Consider the following 18145-nt stretch of genomic DNA (forward strand, 5'->3'; position numbering starts at 1 on the left):
TGAACATAGTAGCCATGTACTCTATTCGGCATGAGCAAGGGTTCCCCCGGCCCCTCGGCCGGATTTCTGGTGTGGCGGCTCGCCAACAAGTGGCGGGTCGCGGTCGATCGCGCCGTGGGCCCGCTGGGCCTCACCCACGCGCAGTACTCGCTGGTCGCGTCGTTGTACGGCATGCAGCGCACCGGCGAGCGGCCCAGCCAGCGGCGGCTCGCCGACCACACCGGCATGGAGGCGCTGTACGTGTCCAAGCTGGCCCGCTCGCTGGAGTCGGCCGGCCTGATCGAGCGCACCCGCGACCCGCGCGACCCGCGCGCCGTCCAGCTCTCCCTCACCGAGGAGGGGCGGACCGTCACACAGCGGGCCATCGACGTGGTGCAGGACCTGCTGGAACAGCTCCTCGAACCGCTGGGGGGCCGGGACGGGGCACGGACCGGCGCGTTCACCGAGGAGCTGAGGACCCTGCTCGACGTCCCACTCGCCCCGCCCGCTCCGCCCGCGTCACCCGCACCGCCCGCGTCACCCGCACCGCCCGCGTCACCCGCTCCGCCCGTTCCCGCCTCGCCCGAGACCGCCGATCCGACCGCTCAGGGGGCCACACCATGACCACCACCACCGCCTCACCCGTCGCCGACGCCCGCATGCTCGGCCTGGCCCACTACGCCGCCCGGGGCCTGCTGGAACACCTCCTGGCCCGGCACGGCGCCACCTTCCTGGAGCAGGTCGCGCTGCGCGCGGCCGTCACCGCCGAGGCCCCGGCGACCCCGGACGAACTGGTCGCCCGGATCCGCGCCGCCGTCAAGGGCGACCCCGCCGACGCCCGCGCCGTCCTCGACGCCCTGCGCACCAAGGGCCTGCTCGCCCACAACGGACCGCACCTGCTCCCCACCGACGCGGGCCGCTCGCTGCTCGCCGCCGTCGGCGCCGAGACCGCGCCCGTCTCCGCGCGCGTCTGGGGCGACATCCCGGCCGAGGACCTGGCCGCCGCCGGCCGCGTCCTCGCCCTCGTCACCGCACGCGCCGACCGGGAGCTCGCCGCGCTGGAGGCCACGGTGTCGGAGAACGCGGCGCCGGAGAACACGGTGTCGGAGAACGCGGCGCCGGAGAACGCGGCCGCGCAGAGCCCGTCGCCCGAGAGCTGATCCCTCCCCGGCCCCCTCCCGGAACCGTCGACTCCGACAGGTCATGACGCGGGCCCGGGCGGGCCGGGGCTCCTCGGGGCCGCGACCGGCTCGCTCCTCGTCGCGGGACCGGGGCCGGTGCCGGCCCGCTCGGCCCGGAACGCCTCCAGGGGCAGGCCCAGCCGCGCGGCCAGCGCCAGCGCCTCGTCGAGCGCGGCGTCCGGTCCGGCCAGCCGGGCCGCGGCGAGCCCCTTCGCCGGGCCGCCCTCGCGCAGCAGCGCCGCCCATTGCGCCCGGTCCAGCGCCAGATACCGCAGCCCTGCCAGTTCGGCCAGGACCTCGGGACCGGCGAGCTGCACCGCGCTCAGGTCGAGGCCGCACAGCCCGGGGACCGTACGGAGCGGGGCCAGGTCCACCGCGGCGTCGGCGCCCGTCAGGCACAGGGCGCGGAGCCGGGGGTGGCCGGCCAGCGGGGCCAGGGCGGTGCCGGTGACGCCGGTGGTCAGCGATTCGACCGGAGTCTCGCGCAGCGGCCCGAGGTCCCGCGCCACCGCGCCGCCGTGGAGCCCCACCTCGCGCAGCGCGGGGGCGCCCGCGAGCGCGGTGAGGTCGACCGGGCCGCCGTCCGCGCCGTGGTGCAGGACTTCCTGGGTCGCCGGTCCGGGGCGTTCCGCCACGGTTCCGGGGCCGGGTCGGCGCGCGGCGCCGCGGAGGCTGCTGTCGAGCCACACGTTCCCGTCGTCGACTTCGCACGCGCCCCGCTCCAGCTCGCCGAGCACGCGCCGCAGCAGCGCCGTCACCGACTCCGCGAGGTGCGCCGCTCCGTGGGCGTGGTCACGGCCGATGGCGATGACCTGCCCCGGGCGGCCCTGCCGGGCCGGAGCCAGGTCGACCGCCACGTAGTTGCCGTCCTCGCCGGTGAGGAAGGGGATCCTGGTCGGATCCCCGGTGCAGCGCCGCACCCGGCCGGGTGGAGCGGCGTCGAGGATCACCGCCCGCCACGCCAGGCTCCAGCCCGTCCAGTCGGGCCGCCGCTGCTGCCCGTGCACGGCGACCAGCCGGTCGAGGCTCAGCCAGCCGCCCTCGACGAGGAGCCAGCGGTGCCAGCCGTCGACCGCGTCGCCGTCGGCCAGGGCGTACAGGGCTCGGAGATCGGCGGGCAGCCGGAGCCCGAGCCGCCGCTCCGCCTCCGCGATCGCGCTCTCGGCAGCGGGCGCGGGCAGCCGCTCGGGGCCGCCCAGGAGTGCGGCACGCCGCGCCATGATCGCCCGGAAGAGCGCGACCGCCTCCGCCGGGTCCCCGGCCGGCGGAGCCGTTCCGGTCTCCTCCTCGCGCCCCGGCTCGGGCAGCCGGGCGTCCGGGTCGAGGACGATCAGATAGCCGCCCGGGCCGCCCCGGACGGTGGTGCCGGGGGCGACGACCAGGCGGTACGCCCCTCCCGGCGCGCACACGAGCTCGCCCGTGCCGCCCGGGGGCCCACCGGACGGCCGCAGCGCCCGGGCCGGTGCGGCGATCGCCTCGTACGACCCTCGGCCGGTCACCGGCTGCCAGGAGCCGCCCTCCGTCCTGAACTCGCTCCTGCACCCGAGGCCGTGATCGTCCTCCGTCCAGGTCAACCGCCCTTCGGCCCAGCCCTCCGGGGCCTTCTGGAGAAACCCCTCGACGAGTTCCCCGACCGCTCGCTCCCGCTCTGCCCGCACCGCGCTCTCCCCCATGTCCGTGCCGTGCCCGTGCCCGTGCCCGTGCCCTGTTCGTGCCGTGCCCGTGCCGTGTGCGTCCTCGCTCCCGATCGTGACACCCGGCACCGACAGCGCCGCTCCCGGCCCACGTCACAAAGACGGCGGCGGACGCGTCGGTCCGGTGACGGCACCTGACGGGAAGTGGGATCCATGCACGACGACGCTGTGGTGACCGCGCTGGGCGCGCGGTTCGACGCCGACGAGGTACGACTGCGGGGCGTCGCCCTGCGACTGCTCGGCGCGGGGGCGGAGCGGGAGGCGGAGGCCGCGCTCGACCGGGTGCGGGCCGAGCTGGGTTCGGGGGCACCGGACATGGCCCGCCTCCTCCTGACGGCGCTGGTCGCCCGCGCGTGTCTGGACGCGGCGGGGCACGCGCGCGTGGGTGCGGGGGAAGGGCCGCCGGAGCCGGTCGCGGAGGGCCTGGACGAGGCGGTGCTCCTGGGATTCCTCGGCGTACTGGACCGGCTCGGGGACCGGCGGCGGCTGGCGTACCTGCTGCACGACGTCTTCGGTCTCGCCCCCGGGGAGACCGCCCGGGTGATGGGCGGCTCCGCCGCCGGGGCCGCCCGGGAGGCCCGGCGGGCGCGGGAGCGACTGCGGGGCGGCGGTGCGGTGGGAGACGGCGCTACGGCATGGGACGGCGGTCAGGTGAGGAACGGCGGTGCGGCATGGGACGGCGGTCAGGTGAGGAACGGCGGTGCGGCGCGTGAGGGCGGGCCGGTGCGGCATGACGACACGGCGAGGAGCGGCGCTGCGGCAGGGAACGGCGGTGCGGCGAGGAACGGTGACGCCGCGCGGCACGGTGGCGCCCTGAGGGACGGTGACGCGGCGGGCGCCGGGGGTGGTCCGGGACGGCGGCGGACGCTCGTGGACGCCTTTCTGGCCGCCGCACGCGCGCGTGACGCCGGCGCGCTCGCCGCCCTGCTCGACCCGGAGGCCGTGGCGTACACGGAAGGGGGCCCGGTGCACGGGGCGGCGGCTGTGGCGCCGGCCGCCGCCGCGGCCCTGTCGGTGCGGTCGGGGCGCACGGTCCGGCCCGCGCTGGTCGAGGGCGCCGCCGGTCTGGTGGCGTTCGCGGCCGGGCACCCCGTCGGGGCGGTCGCGTTCGGGTTCCGCGGGGAGCGGATCGTCACCCTCGACATCACGACGGCGCCGGAGCGCCTGCGCGCCCTGGACCTGATCTTCCCGGACGCCTGAAGGGGCGCCCGGGGCGGCGGCGTCCGGTCAGCGCCTGACGGCCCGCAGCACCACGAACTTCGGGTCGCTCGCGACCAGTTCGCTGTTGCCGAAGATGCGGCGGAGGGTGACGTGGTAGCCGAGGTGGCGGTTGCCCACCACCCACAGTTCGCCGCCGGGGCTCAGCGCGCGCCGCGCGTCGGAGAACATCCGGCGGGCGGTGCGGTCGGTGGTGGCCTGGTGGTTGTGGAAGGGCGGGTTGTTGAGCACGAGGTCGAGGGTGCCGTCGGGGATGTCCGCGAGCCCGTCGCCGACCGTGAACACGGCCTTGCGGTCGGCGCCCGCGTGGGTGCGGAAGTTCTCCTCGGCGGAGGCGACGGCCGGGTAGGACTCGTCGGTGAAGAACAGTTCGGCGTCGGGCTCGGCGAGCGCCACCGCCAGGCCGACGACGCCGTTGCCGCAGCCGAGGTCGGCGACGCGGGCGTGGCCGAGGCCGGTCGGCAGGTTGCCGAGGAGGAAGCGGGTGCCGATGTCGAGGCGGTCGACGCAGAAGACGCCCGCGTGGTTGACGACCGTGCGGCCGGGGAGGCCGGGCGCGGGGGTGTCGGCCGGGAGGGCGTACCGGAGGGGCCACGGGTTCGGCCCGGGCGCGGCGGCCGGGTCGGGGGTGGTGTGGATGAGCCGGGCCTTCTTCACCGCGAGCGAGGTGCGGGTGGGGCCGAGGATCCGCTCGAAGAGGGTCAGGGTGGAGGTGTGGATCTCCTTGACCATGCCGGTGCCGACGATCACCGTGCCCGCGTGGACGGCGGGGGCGAGCCGGTGCAGCTGGTCCTCCAGGAGCGCGAGGCTCTTGGGGACGCGGACGAGGAGGACGTCGATCCGCGCGGGCGGCGGGTCCTGGGTGGTGAGGAGCCGGACGGCTCCGGGGTCGGCACCGGCGCGCGCGAGATTGGCGCGGGTGGCCTCACGGCCGAGGTACGAGTCGGAGATCTGGACGAGCTCCGCGGTCCCCGCGGCGCGCAGCGCGGTGACGAGGGCGCCCCAGCGGTCGCCGAGGACGGCGACGGTGCCGGAGAGGTCGGTGCCGCTCTCGGCCAGGTGGTGGAGCAGGTACTCGTCGGCCGCGTCCCAGGCGCGCAGCGGATCGCGCGGGTCCTGGGGGTGGCGGGTGAGCGTGACGTCGCCCCATGGCGTGGTCAGACGGTTCATTGTGTCTCCAGGCTAGCCGCTCGGTCCCGGCCGGGACGACGGGCCCGCTCAGCGGAGGGCCGGGGCGTCCAGGTGGAGGTGCCAGGCGCCGGGGCGGCCGACGAGGGTGACGGTGGAGAGGGGGCGGACGTCGACGCTCCAGTAGGTGGCGGGGGCGGCCCGGAGGGCGTAGACGAGGGCGGCGCGGACGACGGAGGGTTCGGCGACGGCGACGACCGTGACGCCGGCGGCGGTGTCGTCGTCGGCGGGGCGGGTGTCGAGCCAGCCGCCGACGCGGGAGATGAAGGAGAGGAGGGGTTCGCCGCCGTGCGGGGCGGAGCGGGCGTCGGCGAGCCAGGCGTCGACGGCGGCCGGTTCGAGGGCGGCGACCTCGGCGAGGGTGAGTCCTCGCCAGCGGCCCATGTCGCAGTCGCGGAGGGCCGGCTGGGCGAGCGGGGCGTAGCCGAGGGCCGTGCCGGTGGCGCGGCTGCGCAGGGTCGGGGAGCAGTAGCGGAGTTCGGCCGCGCCGAGGGCGAGGAGCCCGGGCGCGGCCTGCTGCACCTCGTACCAGCCGGCCTCGTCGAGCGGCCGGTCGTCGTCGAAGCGTTCGGCGAGCAGGGAGGAACTGCGTGCCGCCGCGACCAGCGTGACCCGAAGACCCATGGCCGCGATCGTGAGGCCGGTGGGGCGCCGGGTCAAGGGGCGGGTACGGGGGACCGGGAGGTCCCGGTTCACTGCTGTCCGAGAGCCATCCACTTGTCCGGATTCCGCAGTGGCGTGAATCCGACCTTCTCGTAGACGGCGTGGGCGTCGGCGGTGGAGAGCATGACGCGGCGGATGCCGTACGGCTCCAGGTGGTCGCGGACGGCGGTGACGAGGGCGGTGCCGAGGCCGGTGCCGCGGGCCGGGCGGTCGACGTAGACGTCGCAGAGCCAGGCGAAGGTGGCGTAGTCGGTGACCACGCGCGCGTAGGCGGCGATCTCGCCGGTGTCGCGGTGGTAGGCGCCGAAGTTGAGCGAGCCGGCGATGGCGCTGTCCTGCTTCTCCCGAGGTCGGCCGAGGGCCCAGTACGCGTCGGTGGAGAGCCAGTGGTGGACGCGGGCGGGGTCGAGGCGGGCCGGGTCGGCGGAGATCTCGTACGCCCCGTGGAGGACGGCGGGTACGGAGGCGGGTACGGAGGCGGTGGTCTCGCTCATGGGCGCAGGATGCCAGGGGGCCCGGCATGTGTCAGGCGGGTTTTCCGGTCCGCCGCGGCCGGCCGGGGAGGCGGCGGCGGTCCGTCGGGTTCACGGAAGGAGTTCGTCCACGGCGGCCCGGAGCCTGCGGACGCCCTCGGCGATCTCGGTGGGCCCGGCGACACCCGCGAAACTCAGCCGGATGTGGCCTGCCGGGGGCTCGGCGCAGAAGTAGGGCCGGCCGGGTGCGGCGGCCACGCCCGCGCGGAGGGCGGCGGCGACGAGGGCGGCCTCGGGGAGGGCGTCGGGGAGGCGGAGCCAGAGGTGGAAGCCGCCGGAGGGGACGTGGGGCAGCGCGAGTTCGGGGAGGCGGAGGGCGACGGCGGCGGTGAGGGCGTCGCGGCGGGCCTTCAGTTCCTGCGAGACGGTCCGCAGATGGCGGGACCAGGCCGGGGAGCCGACGAGTTCGAGGGCGGCCTCCTGGAGGGGGCGGGGGACGAAGAAGCTGTCGACGACCTGGATGGCGCGGAGGCGTTCGAGGACCGGGCCGCGGGCGGCGAGGGCGCCGACGCGGAGGCTGGCCGAGGTGATCTTGGTGAGGGAGCGGACGTGGACGACGACACCGTCGGGGTCGTCGGCGGCGAGCGGCGGCGGGAGCGGCGCCGCGTCCTCGTGGACGAGCCGGCGGGCGAAGTCGTCCTCGACGACGAAGGCCCCTGCGGCGCGGGCGATGCGGACGACCTCGCGGCGGCGGTCGGGCGGGAGGAGCGCGCCGGTGGGGTTCTGGAAGAGCGGCTGGCAGACCAGGACCCGGGCGCCGGTCGCGCGGAACGCCGCTTCGAGGAGGTCGGGGCGGACCCCGTCGGCGTCGGCGGGGACCGGTACCGGGCGCAGTCCCGCGGCGCGGGCGACGGCGAGCATGCCGGGGTACGTGGGGGACTCGACGAGCACGGGCGTGCCGGGCGCGGCGAGGGCGCGCAGGGCGGTGGTGAGGGCGGACTGGCCGCCGGCGGTGATGAGGATCTCGGCGCCGGTGACGCCGCCGCCGATCTCGCGGGCGAACCACTCGCGGAGCTCGGTGAGGCCGTCGGTGGGCGGCCGGCCCCAGGCGCCGGGGCGGCGGCCCGCGCGGGCGAGGGCGGCGGAGAGGGCCCGCTCCGGCTGGAGGGACGGATGGAGGTAGCCGCCGTTGAACTCGACGACGCCGGGCGGGGGCGCGGCGAGGGTGACGAGGACACCGGAGGCGTCGACGGCGCGGGGGACGAGTTCGGCGGCGGCGTCGGCGCTGAGGGACAGCTGCTGCCAGGAGGTGTCGCCCGCCGTGGCGGCGGTGCGGGCCTCGGCCTTGAAGGCGCCGGCGCCGGGGCGGGTGACGACGAGCCCCTCCGCGGCGAGCTGGGCGAGGGCACGGGTGACGGTCACCGGGGAGACCCGGTAGCGCTCGACCAGTACCCGGCTCGACGGCAGCTTTCCACCCGGAGAGTAGCGGTCGAGCTCCGCTCTCAGGGATTTCACCAGCTCGGACACGCTGCTACGCTCATGCATGAGAGCACAGAATAGCGCTACTGCCCCGAGGACGATAGCGGTCGGCGCCTCGGCCGGAAGCACGACCGGGTCCGCCCCCGCCGCCGCGTCCCCCGGTGCCCGGGGCACGCTGCTCGCCCTCCTCGGCGTGGTCGCCTTCTCGCTGACCTTCCCGTCCACTGTGTGGGGCCTGGAGAGCTTCGGCCCCTGGTCGCTGGTGGCCGTCCGCTCCACCCTCGCCGCGCTGATCGCCGGCGCCTTCCTGCTCGTGGGCCGCGTGAGGCTGCCGGAGCGGCGCCACCTGGCCGGGCTCGCGGTGGTCGCGGGCGGCGTGGTGATCGGCTTCCCGCTGCTGACCACGCTCGCCCTCCAGACCTCGACGACCTCGCACGCCGCCGTCGTCGTGGGCCTGCTGCCGCTCACCACGGCCGCGTTCGCCGCGGCGCGGACCGGCCGCCGCCCGTCCCGCACCTTCTGGGCCGCGGCCCTCGCCGGCGCCGCCGTCGTCATCGCCTTCACCGTCCAGCAGAGCGGCGGCACGCTGTCGACCGGCGACCTCTACCTCTTCGGCGCGCTGCTGGTCTGCGCCGCCGGCTACACCGAGGGCGGCCGGCTCGCCCGGCTGATGCCGGGCTGGCAGGTGATCGGCTGGGCGCTGGTGTTCTGCCTGCCGCTGATGGTCCCGGCCTCGGCGGTGGCGCTCGCCCTCGAACCCGTGCACCTCACCGCCCACGGTGTGATCGGCCTGGCCTGGGTCGCGGCCGGCTCCACCTTCTTCGGCCTGTACGTCTGGTACCGGGGCATGGCCTCGATCGGCATCCCGCGCGCCAGCCAGCTCCAGCTCGCCCAGCCGCTGCTCACCCTGGTCTGGTCGGTCCTCCTCCTCGGCGAGTCCCTGCCGCTGGCCGCACCGCTCGCCGCCGTCGGCGTGCTCGTCTGCATCGCGGTGACCCAGCGCGCGAGAAGCTGACGCGACGGGCCCGCCGACGAGCCGACCTGGAGGACTGACGCGACGAGCCGACCCGCAGAGCTGACGCGACGAGCCCGCCGACGAGCCGACCCGAGGAACTGACGCGACGGGCCGCCATGACCTGCGTCACAATGGCAGGCAGAGGCCCTACCCGCGCGAGGAGGTCCCGCGATGCAGGCGAGTGTGGGCGACAAACTGCTGGTGCACGGCCGGACCGTGGGTCGACACGACCGCACGGCCGAGGTCATCCAGGTACTGGGGGAGAACGGCACTCCCCCGTACCGCGTGAAGTACGACGACGACGGTCACGAGGCCCTGATGTCGCCGGGCCCCGACACCGTCGTCCGCCACCCCGGACAGCGGCGCTAGGTGTATTGACCCGCAGGGTTGTTGACGCGGGTGATGGGTGGGTGTCCGTCGAGTGCGGTGTGGCAGCGGTGGTGGTTGTAGGTGTGGAGGAAGTCTGCCAGGGCTTCGGTCCGCTCGTGGTTCGAGGTGTAGGGCCGCTGGTAGGCCCATTCGTCGAGCAGGGTGCGGTTGAAGCGTTCGACCTTGCCGTTGGTCTGCGGCCGGTAGGGCCGGGTGAGTTTCCCGGTCGCGCCGAGGTCGGCCAGGACGTTCTTCCAGGCCAGGCCCTTGCGGTAGGCCCAGGCGTTGTCGGTCAGGACCCGTTCGATCCGGGTGATGCCCTGGCTGTGGAAGAACGCGGCCGCGCGGGCCAGGAAGGCCGCGCAGGTCGCGACTTTCTCGTCGGGGTGGATCTCGCTGTAGGCGAGGCGGGAGTGGTCGTCGACGGCGGAGTGGACGTAGTCGAAACCCATGCTGCTGCGGGTGGCCCGGCCGGCCTGGCGTCCCAGGGTCCTGTGGCCGCCGCCGTCAGGGATCCGGCCGAGCTTCTTCACGTCCACATGGATCAGTTCACCGGGACGTTCGCGTTCGTAGCGGCGGATCACCGTCCCGGTCGGCCGGTCCAGCCAGGCGAGCCGGTTGAGGCGGTGCCGGGTCAGGATCCGGTGCACGGTCGAGGCGGGAAGGCCCACGATCGGGCCGATCCGGGCCGGGCCGAGCTTGCGGGTCCGCCGCAGGCCACAGACCCGGGCCTCGATGTCGGACGCGGTCCGGTGCGGGGTGGTGCGAGGCCGGCTGGAGCGGTCGTGCAGACCCGCGTCTCCCTCGGACCGCCACCGGCGGATCACTTGTGGGCCGTGGCCCGGGAGATACCCATCTCGGCAGCCACATGAGCGACCGGACGGTCAGAGCTAACACGTTCGACCAGCAGCCTCCTACCGAAGACGGTCAGCCGGGCATTACGGTGGGACACGAAGACCTCCGTGCGGTGAGTTCCTAGACAGCTCCCACCACACCGGAGGTCTTCGCCATCTTCAAGACCGAGCCGGTGTCAACAACGCTCGTGATCAATACATCTAGCCCACACCGGTCCAGTAGCTTCCGCGCACCATCGCCGCGAGGGTGGCGTGGTGCAGGATGAGGCGGTCGGGGTCCGCGGGGACCTCGACCTCTCCGAAGTACGCCTGCCGGTACGCGATCCTCAGCATCACGATCGCGTGCCGCAGCGCCGCGTAGAGGGTGTGGAACTCCATCGCGCGCGGGGCGTGCCCGGTCAGTCCGGCGTACCGCCGCTCGACGGCCTCGCGCCGCAGGAGGCCCGGCAGCCCCGGCTGGCCGAAGCCCACCGTCAGGTCCTGGAAGAAGCGGTGCAGGTAGACGGTCCAGCCGAGGTCGACCTCGCGGGGCGCGCAGGCCGCCATCTCCCAGTCGAGGACGGCGGTCGGCGTGAAGCCGTCGTAGACGATGTTCCCGATCCGGGCGTCGCCCCAGCAGAGCACGGCGGGCCCCTCGTCGTCCGGCCACAGCTCCTCCAGGCGCGCGAAGGCGGCCTCGATGAGCGGTGAGGGCGCGAGCCCCTCCACCACCCAGGCGTAGTAGGCGCGTTGGGCGTCGACATGACGGCGCAGCGGACTGCCGGAGCCGTCCGGGAGCAGGAACTCGGCCTCCTTCGCCGGGACCTGGTCGTGCAGCCTGGCCAGGACCGCCACCGACTCCGCCTCCAGCGAGGCGCGTTGGGCGTCGGAGGCCGCGTGCAGCCAGTTTCCCTCGTACGTGTAGGGCATGACGTCCGGCGGCACCCGGCCCTCGGCGCGCGCCATCACGAAGAAGGGGGCGCCGAGCGGCTCCGGGTCCTCCTCCAGCCAGAGCACGCGCGGTACGGGCACGTCGGTGTGCTCCGCCACGAGCGCCATCACCCGGTGCTGGCGGGCCATGTCGTAGACCGGGAAGACGGTGTACGCCGCCGGGTCGGCGGCCAGCCGCAGCGCGCAGCCGCGCACCGGGGCGTCCGGGTGCTCCAGGTCGAAGAGCAGGGTCTCGCTGGACATGCCGTTGGAGCCGGGGACGGCGAGACCGGAGACGGTCGCGCCGGGGAGCCTGCGGTCGAGCCAGGCGGTGAGCCGGACGGCCAGTTCCTCGGGGTCGCGGGTGGTGGTGCGGGGACGCGGTGCCGTGGCCATGGGTCTCCTCTTCTCGGGGCGCGGTGCGCCGCCGGGGCGCCTCGCGCCGGGGTCACGGCCCCGCCCGTGCTCGGGACCGTGAGCCCGCACGCTCCTCCGGCAGACCCGGCGGGCGCTCCGCAGCCGGGCTCAGCGGGCGGTGGAGGCGAAGTCGGTGAAGCCGCTGGGGTCGTGGCGGCCGAAGGAGCCGTGCTCGAAGATGCCGTGGCCGGTGCGCCCGTCGAGGGTGAAGCGGGCCGCGTGGTCGGTCACCCCGTACGCGGCGAGGGGATGGGCCGACGGGTCGGAGAGGTCGTGGACGCGCCGGTCCGTCCAGTCGCGGCCCTGCCAGGTGCCGTGCTGCCAGTCGCCGGCCGGCGGATAGCCCGCGCCGACGGCGAGGGGTGAGGAGGCGAGGATCTCGACGCCGATCTCCAGGGGCTTGCCGCCGGGGTCGGTGAGGTGGACGACCGCGCTCTCGGGGTGGCGGGTGCCGGTCCGGTAGGCGATCTCGGTGCGGGGCCAGCCGAGCTGGACGTCCCGGTGTCCCGCGCGGACGAGCTGGGCCTGGTTGAGGGTGCGGTAACCGTCGGCGTCCTCCTGTGCGACGACCATCAGGAAGCGGTCCTCGAAGCGCATGGGGATCCAGAGCCAGTGGAAGCCCTCGGGGCGGGACTCGGCGGCACGGCCGGGCTCCTCCCCGGGGATCGGGCGGACCCCCCAGCTGCGGTCGCGGGTGCCGGTCCACTCCCCCGCCGTCACCTCGAACCGCTCGCCACCGGCCCTGATCACGCCCTCGCAGCGGCCGGCCTGGACGAAGCGGCGGCCTTCGAGGGTGAGCCGGTTCCCGGTGCGCTGGAAGTGGTGCGGCTCCCAGAGGGCCGGGAAGTCGGCGGTCCAGGTGAGCTCGAAGGAGAGCCCGTCGGGGTCGGCGGGGTCGGCGGCGCAGCTGAGGGTGAAGCGCCGGAGGGGTTCGTCGACGGTGATCCGGAGCGGGCCGACCTCCAGGCGCATCCGGTCGTCGCCGAGCGCGTCGGAGGCGCGGACGGCGTGCAGCAGGTCGCCGCTGCGCAGGGTGGCGTAGGCGTCGACGACCCCGGTGTTGGGGTAGACGCCGAGCCCGGCGACGAGGAGGGCGCGGCCCGCGTGGTCGAGGACGTGGAAGATGCAGCGGTCGTAGACGTTCCGGTCGCCGCTCACGTGGTGCTTCATCGACAGCGGGGCCTGGTGCACGGGGTATTCGTCGAGCGCGACGGGCCGGTCGTCGTCCACGGCTGACCTCCTGGTCCTCGAAGAGGATCTGACGGTACGTCAGGCATTGGGGCGAGGACCAGAGGCGTGCGCCGGGCGGGCGGACGCGCGGGAGCGGGTAAGGGGCGAACTCTCGCCCGAATCCGTCCGGCGGTGACCCGGGCGGCCCGGGATGCGTTGGTCCGGGCATGACCACGCTGTACTCCACACCCAGCGGAGTCGGTCGGCATCGGCAGACCGAACCACGCGGTGAAGAATCGGTTCCGCACGTTCCTCACCGGCTTCCGGAGGCGCCCGCCGCGCCCGGCCCCGCCCCCGAGGGCGCCGCACCGGCACCGCTTCCCGCGCAGGCCCCGGCCCCCGGAGCGACACCCGTGCCCGTTCCGGCACCGGCGGTCAGGACACCCACCGCCGTCGTGCCGATGCCGGTGGCGGCCCCCACGCCCACCGTCGTCGCACCGATGCCCGTGGCTCTTCCCGCCCCCGTGCCCGTACCGGTGCCGGGACCGCTGCCCGCCCCCGTACCGGTCCCGGGACCACTGCCCGCCCCCGTACCGGTGCAGGTCCATCCGGACCCGCCGATCTACCAGGCCCTGTACTCGCTCTGGGCCAGCCAGGGGCGCGCCCTGCCCGGGCGCCGGGACGCCGAGTGGACGCGGTTGGCCGCGGCACCCGTCTGGGCCGACCGGACCGTACGGGTCAGCGGGGTCCTGCTCCCGCCGGGCGGGAGGCGGTGACCGCGCGGCGGGTCACATGAGACCCGCTCGGGTGACCAGCACGGCGAGGAGGACGACGAGGGTCCAGCCGAGCACGTGCTCCAGCAGCTCGGGACCCTTGTCGTCCTCGGGACCGCCCGTGCGCGTGCGCGAGAGGAGACGGCCGGCGGGAGTGGTGGTGGCGCTCATGGCCACCACCATGAGGCACGGTGGCGCCCCCGGACCAGAGACGTCCCTCACACCTCCGGCCCGCCCCCGGCCGGATCAGAGCACGCCCACGGCCTGAAGCGCCTTGCGCTGCGCGGCAGTCGGCCGTTCGGGGAAGTACAGGTAGCAGACCCCGCCTGTGCCGGAGACCACTTTCCCGCTCGCGTTGTACCGCTTGGTGCGGAGCCAGATGTTCTCCCACTCGCGGCGGCGGTAGACCCGGCGGACGGCCTCGTTGGTCGGGGAGGCCGGGTCGTTGGCGATCACGTCGCCGGCGGCGGTGAAGCCGATCACCGTCATGAGGTGGCCGGAGGTGCCGTAGCCCGCGCCGGTCAGCTCCTCCGCGCGGAAGGACTGGGACGTCATGGCGGGGATGCCGGCGCGGATCAGGGTCTCCAGGTCGGTGAGCGAGCGGAGCCGGGTCACCACGGCGTTCATCGACGGGTAGGCGGCCGCGTAGGCGGCGTTGAAGGGCCAGTTCCCGCAGCCCTGGTACTGGTGGTCGTAGGTGTACCGGGCCGCGTGGCAGATCTGCGGGTCCGCGTAGTCGGGGTTCACCCAGGCCAGCTCGGCGGCGGAGGGACGCCGGCCCCAGTACTCCAGGATCATCTGCGACGAGGTCGGGCTGCACCAGGCCTCGCCGCCGTTGTCGTACTCCGGGTATTGGCCGACGTGGGTGTTCTGCGAGTAGCGGGGGACGGGCAGCTCGCGGGCGAGGCCGGGCGCCGAGGCCGGGACCGTGAAGCGGTCCGGGACGTCCGAGGCCATCGCGCCGAGCCGCCAGACGGTGGGCGTGAGGGTGGTGCCGGGGCGGCGGTGGAGGGTGAGGCGGAGCCGGTACGCGGCCAGCCGGAGGCCGCTCGCGGGGTCGTCGACCGCGAGGGTGTCCGTCCAGACGCTGCTCCGGCCGTCGGTCTGGTCGTCGACCGAGGTCCGCCGGATGTCGGTGTCCCCCGAGGCCCAGCGGCCCATCACGAACCACGGGGTCGCCGTGCCGTCCGTGTACGTGCCGGACAGCTCGACCTGGAGCCAGGTACCGGCCGGGGTGCGGGCGTTCCAGGAGGCGATCAGCTCGGTGGCCGGCACCGCCGGGGCGTGCGCGGGCGAGGTCCAGCGGGCGTACTCCCAGGACGAGGTGAGCCCGGTGTGCGGATCGGTGTAGTCGGTACGGCCCAGGGGCGCGTCCAGGACCAGGCCCGGGCGGATCCCGGCGACGGCCCGGGTGCCGTCGGCCGCGCCGGACCGCCAGTCGGTGAAGGTGGACCAGAAGCGGTTGGCGACGGTCTCCGGGGCCGCCGCGCCGGCGCCCTCCCCCGTACCGCCGGGTGCGGACGCGGAGGCCGGTGCGGCACCGGCCGAGGCCGTGCCCGCGGCGGCCGCGAGCGCTGCGGCGAGGACGGTCCGGCGTGAGGCTGATCCGGGCATGGCGAGGACCCCCAGTCGAGGACGGAACGGCGATCGGGCGGGGCTGCGCGGGCCCACTATCCCGGCTGGAAGGGGGCTCCGCCAGCACTTCGGCCCGCGTCGCCGCCATCGACATGGGTAGAGACCACTGACGGCGGCACCTCGCTGACCTGCGACGGCACCCCTGACCTACGCTGGGCCGCATGGACGACCTCGACCGCGCGGCCCGCGCGCTGCGCCGGCTGCCGCCCTCGCTCGGCCCCGTCCGGCTGGTCGCGGTCGACGGACACGCCGGCTCCGGCAAGTCCACGCTCGCCGGCCGGCTCGCCGCCGCGCTCGGCGGCGCGCCCGTCCTGCGCCTCGACGACCTCGCCACCCACGACGAGCTCTTCGCCTGGACGGGCCGGCTGCGCGAGCAGGTCCTGGAACCGCTGGAGCGCGGCGCGACCGCGCACTACCACCCGTACGACTGGACCCGGCGGCGCTTCGGCCCCGCCCGCCCTCTGCCGCCCGCGCCGGTCGTGCTGGTGGAGGGCGTGGGGTCCGGACGGCGCGAGCTGCGCCCGTGGCTGGCGTGGCTGCTGTGGATGGAGCGGCCGGCCGGGGCCTCCTGGGACCGCGGCCGGCACCGGGACGGACCGGAGCAGGCGGACTTCTGGGACGGCTGGGTGGTGGCGGAGACTCGCCATTTCGCCGCGGACCCCTCGCGACCCTTCGCCGACACCCTGGTGCGGGAGCGGACGGAGGGCTACGACTGGCTCCCCGGGCCTGGTGTGACAGCGGGCCCGGACCAGATCATCACCCACCGTGACGGCGTGATGGCGGTGGACTGAGCCCCCGGAATTCCGCTTCCGCAAGTGCCTCAACTGCGCTTGACCCCGGGGGCGTACAGGTCTTACGTTCTCAATGTGCGGCTTTTCCACAGCCGCCGCAGACACGAAGCCCCCGGTTGTTCCCCCGTGATCGGGGGCTTCGTTCTGCCCTCCAGCCCTCTTCCCGGACGGCTTCCGACCCTCTTCGCTCACCCAGGGTCACCGATTCCGGATCTTGCGCTTCTCCCTGAGCGCACCGCCCCTGCGCAGGTACGATGCCCCCAGGTGCGGTCAAATCCCGTCCATACGCCGACGGTTGTGGGGGACCCGATGGACATCGGCACGCAGGGCGGGCAGGGCCCCGCCGAGCTCGCCTGGCTGCGCGGAGTGGACGCCTACACGATGGGCGCCTATCCGCAGGCCGAGGAGGAGTTCCGGGCGGCGGTCAGGAGCGACCCCGGCATGGCGGACGCCTGGCTGGGGCTGCACGCGCTCCGGGTGGACACCACGGCCGCGCTGCTGCGCATGTACCGCAACCGCGAGCGCTTCGGCGAGCAGCGCACCCGGCACCGACGGACCCTCAACTCCTGGTACTGGCTCGGCTGGTGGGTGCAGCCGGTGCTGGAGAGCCCGCGCGACCTGCTCCTCGCGCACGCCTCCCACTGGCTCGACGGACGGCACGTGCCCGAGCTCGACCGGGCGCTCGCGGAGCTGCCGCCGGTCGACACCGACCCGCAGGTCCGCTTCCTGCACGCCTGTCGCGCCTACCTCGTCAAGGACTGGGAACAGCTGGTCCGGCACACCGAACCCCTCGTCGACGACCCGCTCCTCGGCATCGAGGCCGGGCTCTTCGGCGGCATGGCCCGGGTGCGCCTGGAGATGTACGGGCAGGCCGAGCCGCTGCTGTCGGCGGCGCTGATGCGCTGCCGCAGCGAGCAGCCGCAGCGCAAGGAGCTGCGCTACTGGCTCGCCCGCGCCCACGAGGGGACCGGCCGCAGCGCCGCGGCACTCCCCCTCTACCGCGCGGTGCACCGCGTCGATCCGGCCTTCATGGACACCGCCGCCCGGCTCGCCGCCATCGCCGAGTACGACGGCTTCGACGGGCTCGACGGCATGGACGAGCAGGCCGGTCTCGCCGCCGTCGCCCTCGGCACCGCGGGCGCGGGACCCGGACAGGACGGCACCGACACCGCCGCCGGGCCGGAGACGGAGCCCGGGCCGCCCGGCGGCGACGGACTGCGCCGCTCCCCCGACCCGGTGCCGCCCGGCGCGCCCGCGCCGCCGCCGGAGGTCGTACGCCACAGTTCGCCGGTGCCCGCGCAGCCCGGGCCGCCGCGCTTCCCGGCCGGGCCGACCGATCCGGTGCTGCTCGCCGAGGCCCTCGCGGAGCTGGAGGGCATGGTCGGGATGGAGCCGGTGAAGCGGCAGGTCAAGGCGCTCTCGGCACAGCTGGAGATGGCCCGGCTGCGCGCCGGGCAGGGGCTGCCGGTGCAGCCGCCGAAGCGGCACTTCGTCTTCTCGGGGCCGTCCGGCACCGGCAAGACGACGGTGGCCCGGATCCTGGGACGGGTCTTCTACGCGCTCGGCCTGCTCGGCGGCGACCATCTGGTCGAGGCCCAGCGGGCCGATCTCGTCGGCGAGTTCCTGGGCCAGACGGCGGTGAAGGCGAACGAGCTGATCGACTCCGCCGTCGGCGGGGTGCTCTTCGTCGACGAGGCGTACGCGCTCTCCAACTCCGGCTACAGCAAGGGCGACGCCTACGGCGACGAGGCCCTCCAGGTGCTGCTGAAGCGGGCCGAGGACAACCGGGACCACCTCGTGGTGATCCTGGCCGGCTACCCGGAGGGGATGGACCGGCTGCTCGCCGCCAATCCCGGGCTCTCCTCCCGGTTCACCACCCGGGTCGACTTCCCCTCCTACCGGCCGCTGGAGCTCACCGCCATCGGGAAGGTGCTGGCCGCGGCCAACGGCGACGGCTGGGACGAGGAGGCGCTGGAGGAGCTGCGCTCGATCAGCGCCCACGTGGTGGAGCAGGGCTGGATCGACGAGCTGGGCAACGGCCGCTTCCTGCGCACCCTGTACGAGAAGTCCTGCGCCTACCGGGACCTGCGGCTGTCCGGCTATCCCGGGACGCTCACCCGCGAGGACCTGGCGACGCTGCGGCTCGGGGACCTGATGCAGGCCTACGGGGAGGTCCTGTCGGGCCGCGGTCCGGCGGACCGCGGCCCCCAGCAGGACCCCCCGTTCTGACGCCTAGATGTAATGACCCGCAGGGTTGTTGACGCGGGTGATGGGTGGGTGTCCGTCGAGTGCGGTGTGGCAGCGGTGGTGGTTGTAGGTGTGGAGGAAGTCTGCCAG

16 protein-coding genes and 3 pseudogenes are annotated in these 18145 nt (G+C 75.0%); 8 read left to right on the forward strand and 11 right to left on the reverse strand.

The features are described from left to right. The first annotated feature begins 30 nt into the window (after positions 1-30). On the forward strand, positions 31-603 hold the full coding sequence (locus ACF1BN_RS30590; protein ID WP_392334832.1) for a MarR family winged helix-turn-helix transcriptional regulator: 573 nt from the start codon (positions 31-33) through the stop codon (positions 601-603). Continuing rightward, positions 600-1040, forward strand: a pseudogene (locus tag ACF1BN_RS30595) (MarR family transcriptional regulator); the annotation flags it as partial. The gene ACF1BN_RS30590 and the pseudogene ACF1BN_RS30595, both read left to right, overlap by 4 nt. A 140-nt stretch (positions 1041-1180) precedes the next feature. On the opposite strand, the gene ACF1BN_RS30600 reads toward ACF1BN_RS30595, so the two are convergent. After that, positions 1181-2833: an SMI1/KNR4 family protein gene (locus ACF1BN_RS30600; RefSeq protein ID WP_392334833.1), complete on the reverse strand. Its 1653-nt coding sequence runs from the start codon at positions 2831-2833 to the stop codon at positions 1181-1183. Between the two features lie 174 nt (positions 2834-3007). Between ACF1BN_RS30600 and ACF1BN_RS30605 the strand changes: the two genes are divergently transcribed. Further along, positions 3008-4054: a DUF4440 domain-containing protein gene (locus ACF1BN_RS30605; RefSeq protein WP_392334834.1), complete on the forward strand. Its 1047-nt coding sequence runs from the start codon at positions 3008-3010 to the stop codon at positions 4052-4054. 27 nt (positions 4055-4081) lie between these two features. Here the strand turns inward: ACF1BN_RS30605 and ACF1BN_RS30610 are convergent, their stop codons facing one another. From ACF1BN_RS30610 to ACF1BN_RS30625, 4 genes are all read right to left on the reverse strand, one after another. Continuing rightward, positions 4082-5242 carry a methyltransferase gene (locus ACF1BN_RS30610; RefSeq protein ID WP_392334835.1) on the reverse strand — a complete coding sequence of 387 codons (1161 nt, stop codon included), beginning with the start codon at positions 5240-5242 and terminating at the stop codon, positions 4082-4084. 48 nt (positions 5243-5290) lie between these two features. Continuing rightward, positions 5291-5884 carry a histidine phosphatase family protein gene (locus tag ACF1BN_RS30615; protein WP_392334836.1) on the reverse strand — a complete coding sequence of 198 codons (594 nt, stop codon included), beginning with the start codon at positions 5882-5884 and terminating at the stop codon, positions 5291-5293. A 68-nt stretch (positions 5885-5952) separates the two neighbouring features. Then, entirely contained in the window at positions 5953-6417 is a 465-nt protein-coding gene (locus tag ACF1BN_RS30620; protein WP_392334837.1) for a GNAT family N-acetyltransferase, read from the reverse strand. A 90-nt stretch (positions 6418-6507) separates the two neighbouring features. Next, positions 6508-7941, reverse strand: coding sequence for a PLP-dependent aminotransferase family protein (locus tag ACF1BN_RS30625; RefSeq protein WP_392334838.1), 1434 nt, complete (start codon positions 7939-7941; stop codon positions 6508-6510). Here ACF1BN_RS30625 and ACF1BN_RS30630 point away from each other — a divergent pair. Further along, entirely contained in the window at positions 7940-8890 is a 951-nt protein-coding gene (locus tag ACF1BN_RS30630) for a DMT family transporter (protein ID WP_392334839.1), read from the forward strand. The genes ACF1BN_RS30625 and ACF1BN_RS30630 overlap by 2 nt on opposite strands. A 171-nt stretch (positions 8891-9061) precedes the next feature. Beyond that, complete coding sequence (locus ACF1BN_RS30635; RefSeq protein ID WP_392334840.1) at positions 9062-9259, forward strand: DUF1918 domain-containing protein; 198 nt, start codon at positions 9062-9064, stop codon at positions 9257-9259. On the opposite strand, the pseudogene ACF1BN_RS30640 reads toward ACF1BN_RS30635, so the two are convergent. The 3 genes and pseudogenes from ACF1BN_RS30640 to ACF1BN_RS30650 all read right to left on the reverse strand — a co-directional run bounded on the left by ACF1BN_RS30640 (position 9256) and on the right by ACF1BN_RS30650 (position 12609). Then, positions 9256-10211: pseudogene (locus ACF1BN_RS30640) on the reverse strand (IS481 family transposase). The gene ACF1BN_RS30635 and the pseudogene ACF1BN_RS30640 overlap by 4 nt on opposite strands. Before the next feature lie 103 nt (positions 10212-10314). Further along, a complete protein-coding gene (locus ACF1BN_RS30645) occupies positions 10315-11418 on the reverse strand; it encodes a phosphotransferase family protein (RefSeq protein ID WP_392334841.1) in 1104 nt (367 codons plus the stop codon). A gap of 129 nt (positions 11419-11547) precedes the next feature. Further along, entirely contained in the window at positions 11548-12609 is a 1062-nt protein-coding gene (locus ACF1BN_RS30650) for a hypothetical protein (RefSeq protein ID WP_392334849.1), read from the reverse strand. A 413-nt stretch (positions 12610-13022) separates the two neighbouring features. Between ACF1BN_RS30650 and ACF1BN_RS30655 the strand changes: the two genes are divergently transcribed. Beyond that, positions 13023-13385 (forward strand): hypothetical protein, encoded by a 363-nt coding sequence (locus ACF1BN_RS30655; RefSeq protein WP_392334842.1) that lies wholly within the window; start codon positions 13023-13025, stop codon positions 13383-13385. Between the two features lie 12 nt (positions 13386-13397). Here ACF1BN_RS30655 and ACF1BN_RS30660 read toward each other — a convergent pair whose 3' ends face one another. Next, on the reverse strand, positions 13398-13553 hold the full coding sequence (locus ACF1BN_RS30660; RefSeq protein ID WP_392334843.1) for an SCO1431 family membrane protein: 156 nt from the start codon (positions 13551-13553) through the stop codon (positions 13398-13400). A gap of 75 nt (positions 13554-13628) precedes the next feature. Then, entirely contained in the window at positions 13629-14996 is a 1368-nt protein-coding gene (locus ACF1BN_RS30665; RefSeq protein WP_392334844.1) for a peptidase C39 family protein, read from the reverse strand. A gap of 182 nt (positions 14997-15178) precedes the next feature. On the opposite strand from ACF1BN_RS30665, the gene ACF1BN_RS30670 reads away from it, so the two are divergent. Together ACF1BN_RS30670 and ACF1BN_RS30675 are read left to right on the forward strand one after the other, a co-directional pair. After that, positions 15179-15808 carry a uridine kinase gene (locus ACF1BN_RS30670; protein ID WP_392334845.1) on the forward strand — a complete coding sequence of 210 codons (630 nt, stop codon included), beginning with the start codon at positions 15179-15181 and terminating at the stop codon, positions 15806-15808. A 309-nt stretch (positions 15809-16117) separates the two neighbouring features. After that, positions 16118-18037, forward strand: a complete 1920-nt coding sequence (locus tag ACF1BN_RS30675) for an AAA family ATPase (protein ID WP_392334846.1) — start codon at positions 16118-16120, stop codon at positions 18035-18037. Positions 18038-18040: 3 nt separating this feature from the next. On the opposite strand, the pseudogene ACF1BN_RS30680 reads toward ACF1BN_RS30675, so the two are convergent. Beyond that, a pseudogene (locus tag ACF1BN_RS30680) lies at positions 18041-18145 on the reverse strand (IS481 family transposase); the annotation flags it as partial.

The organism is Streptomyces sp. NPDC014861, from assembly GCF_043081625.1.
In the GTDB taxonomy this organism is placed as follows: Bacteria; Actinomycetota; Actinomycetes; order Streptomycetales; family Streptomycetaceae; genus Streptomyces.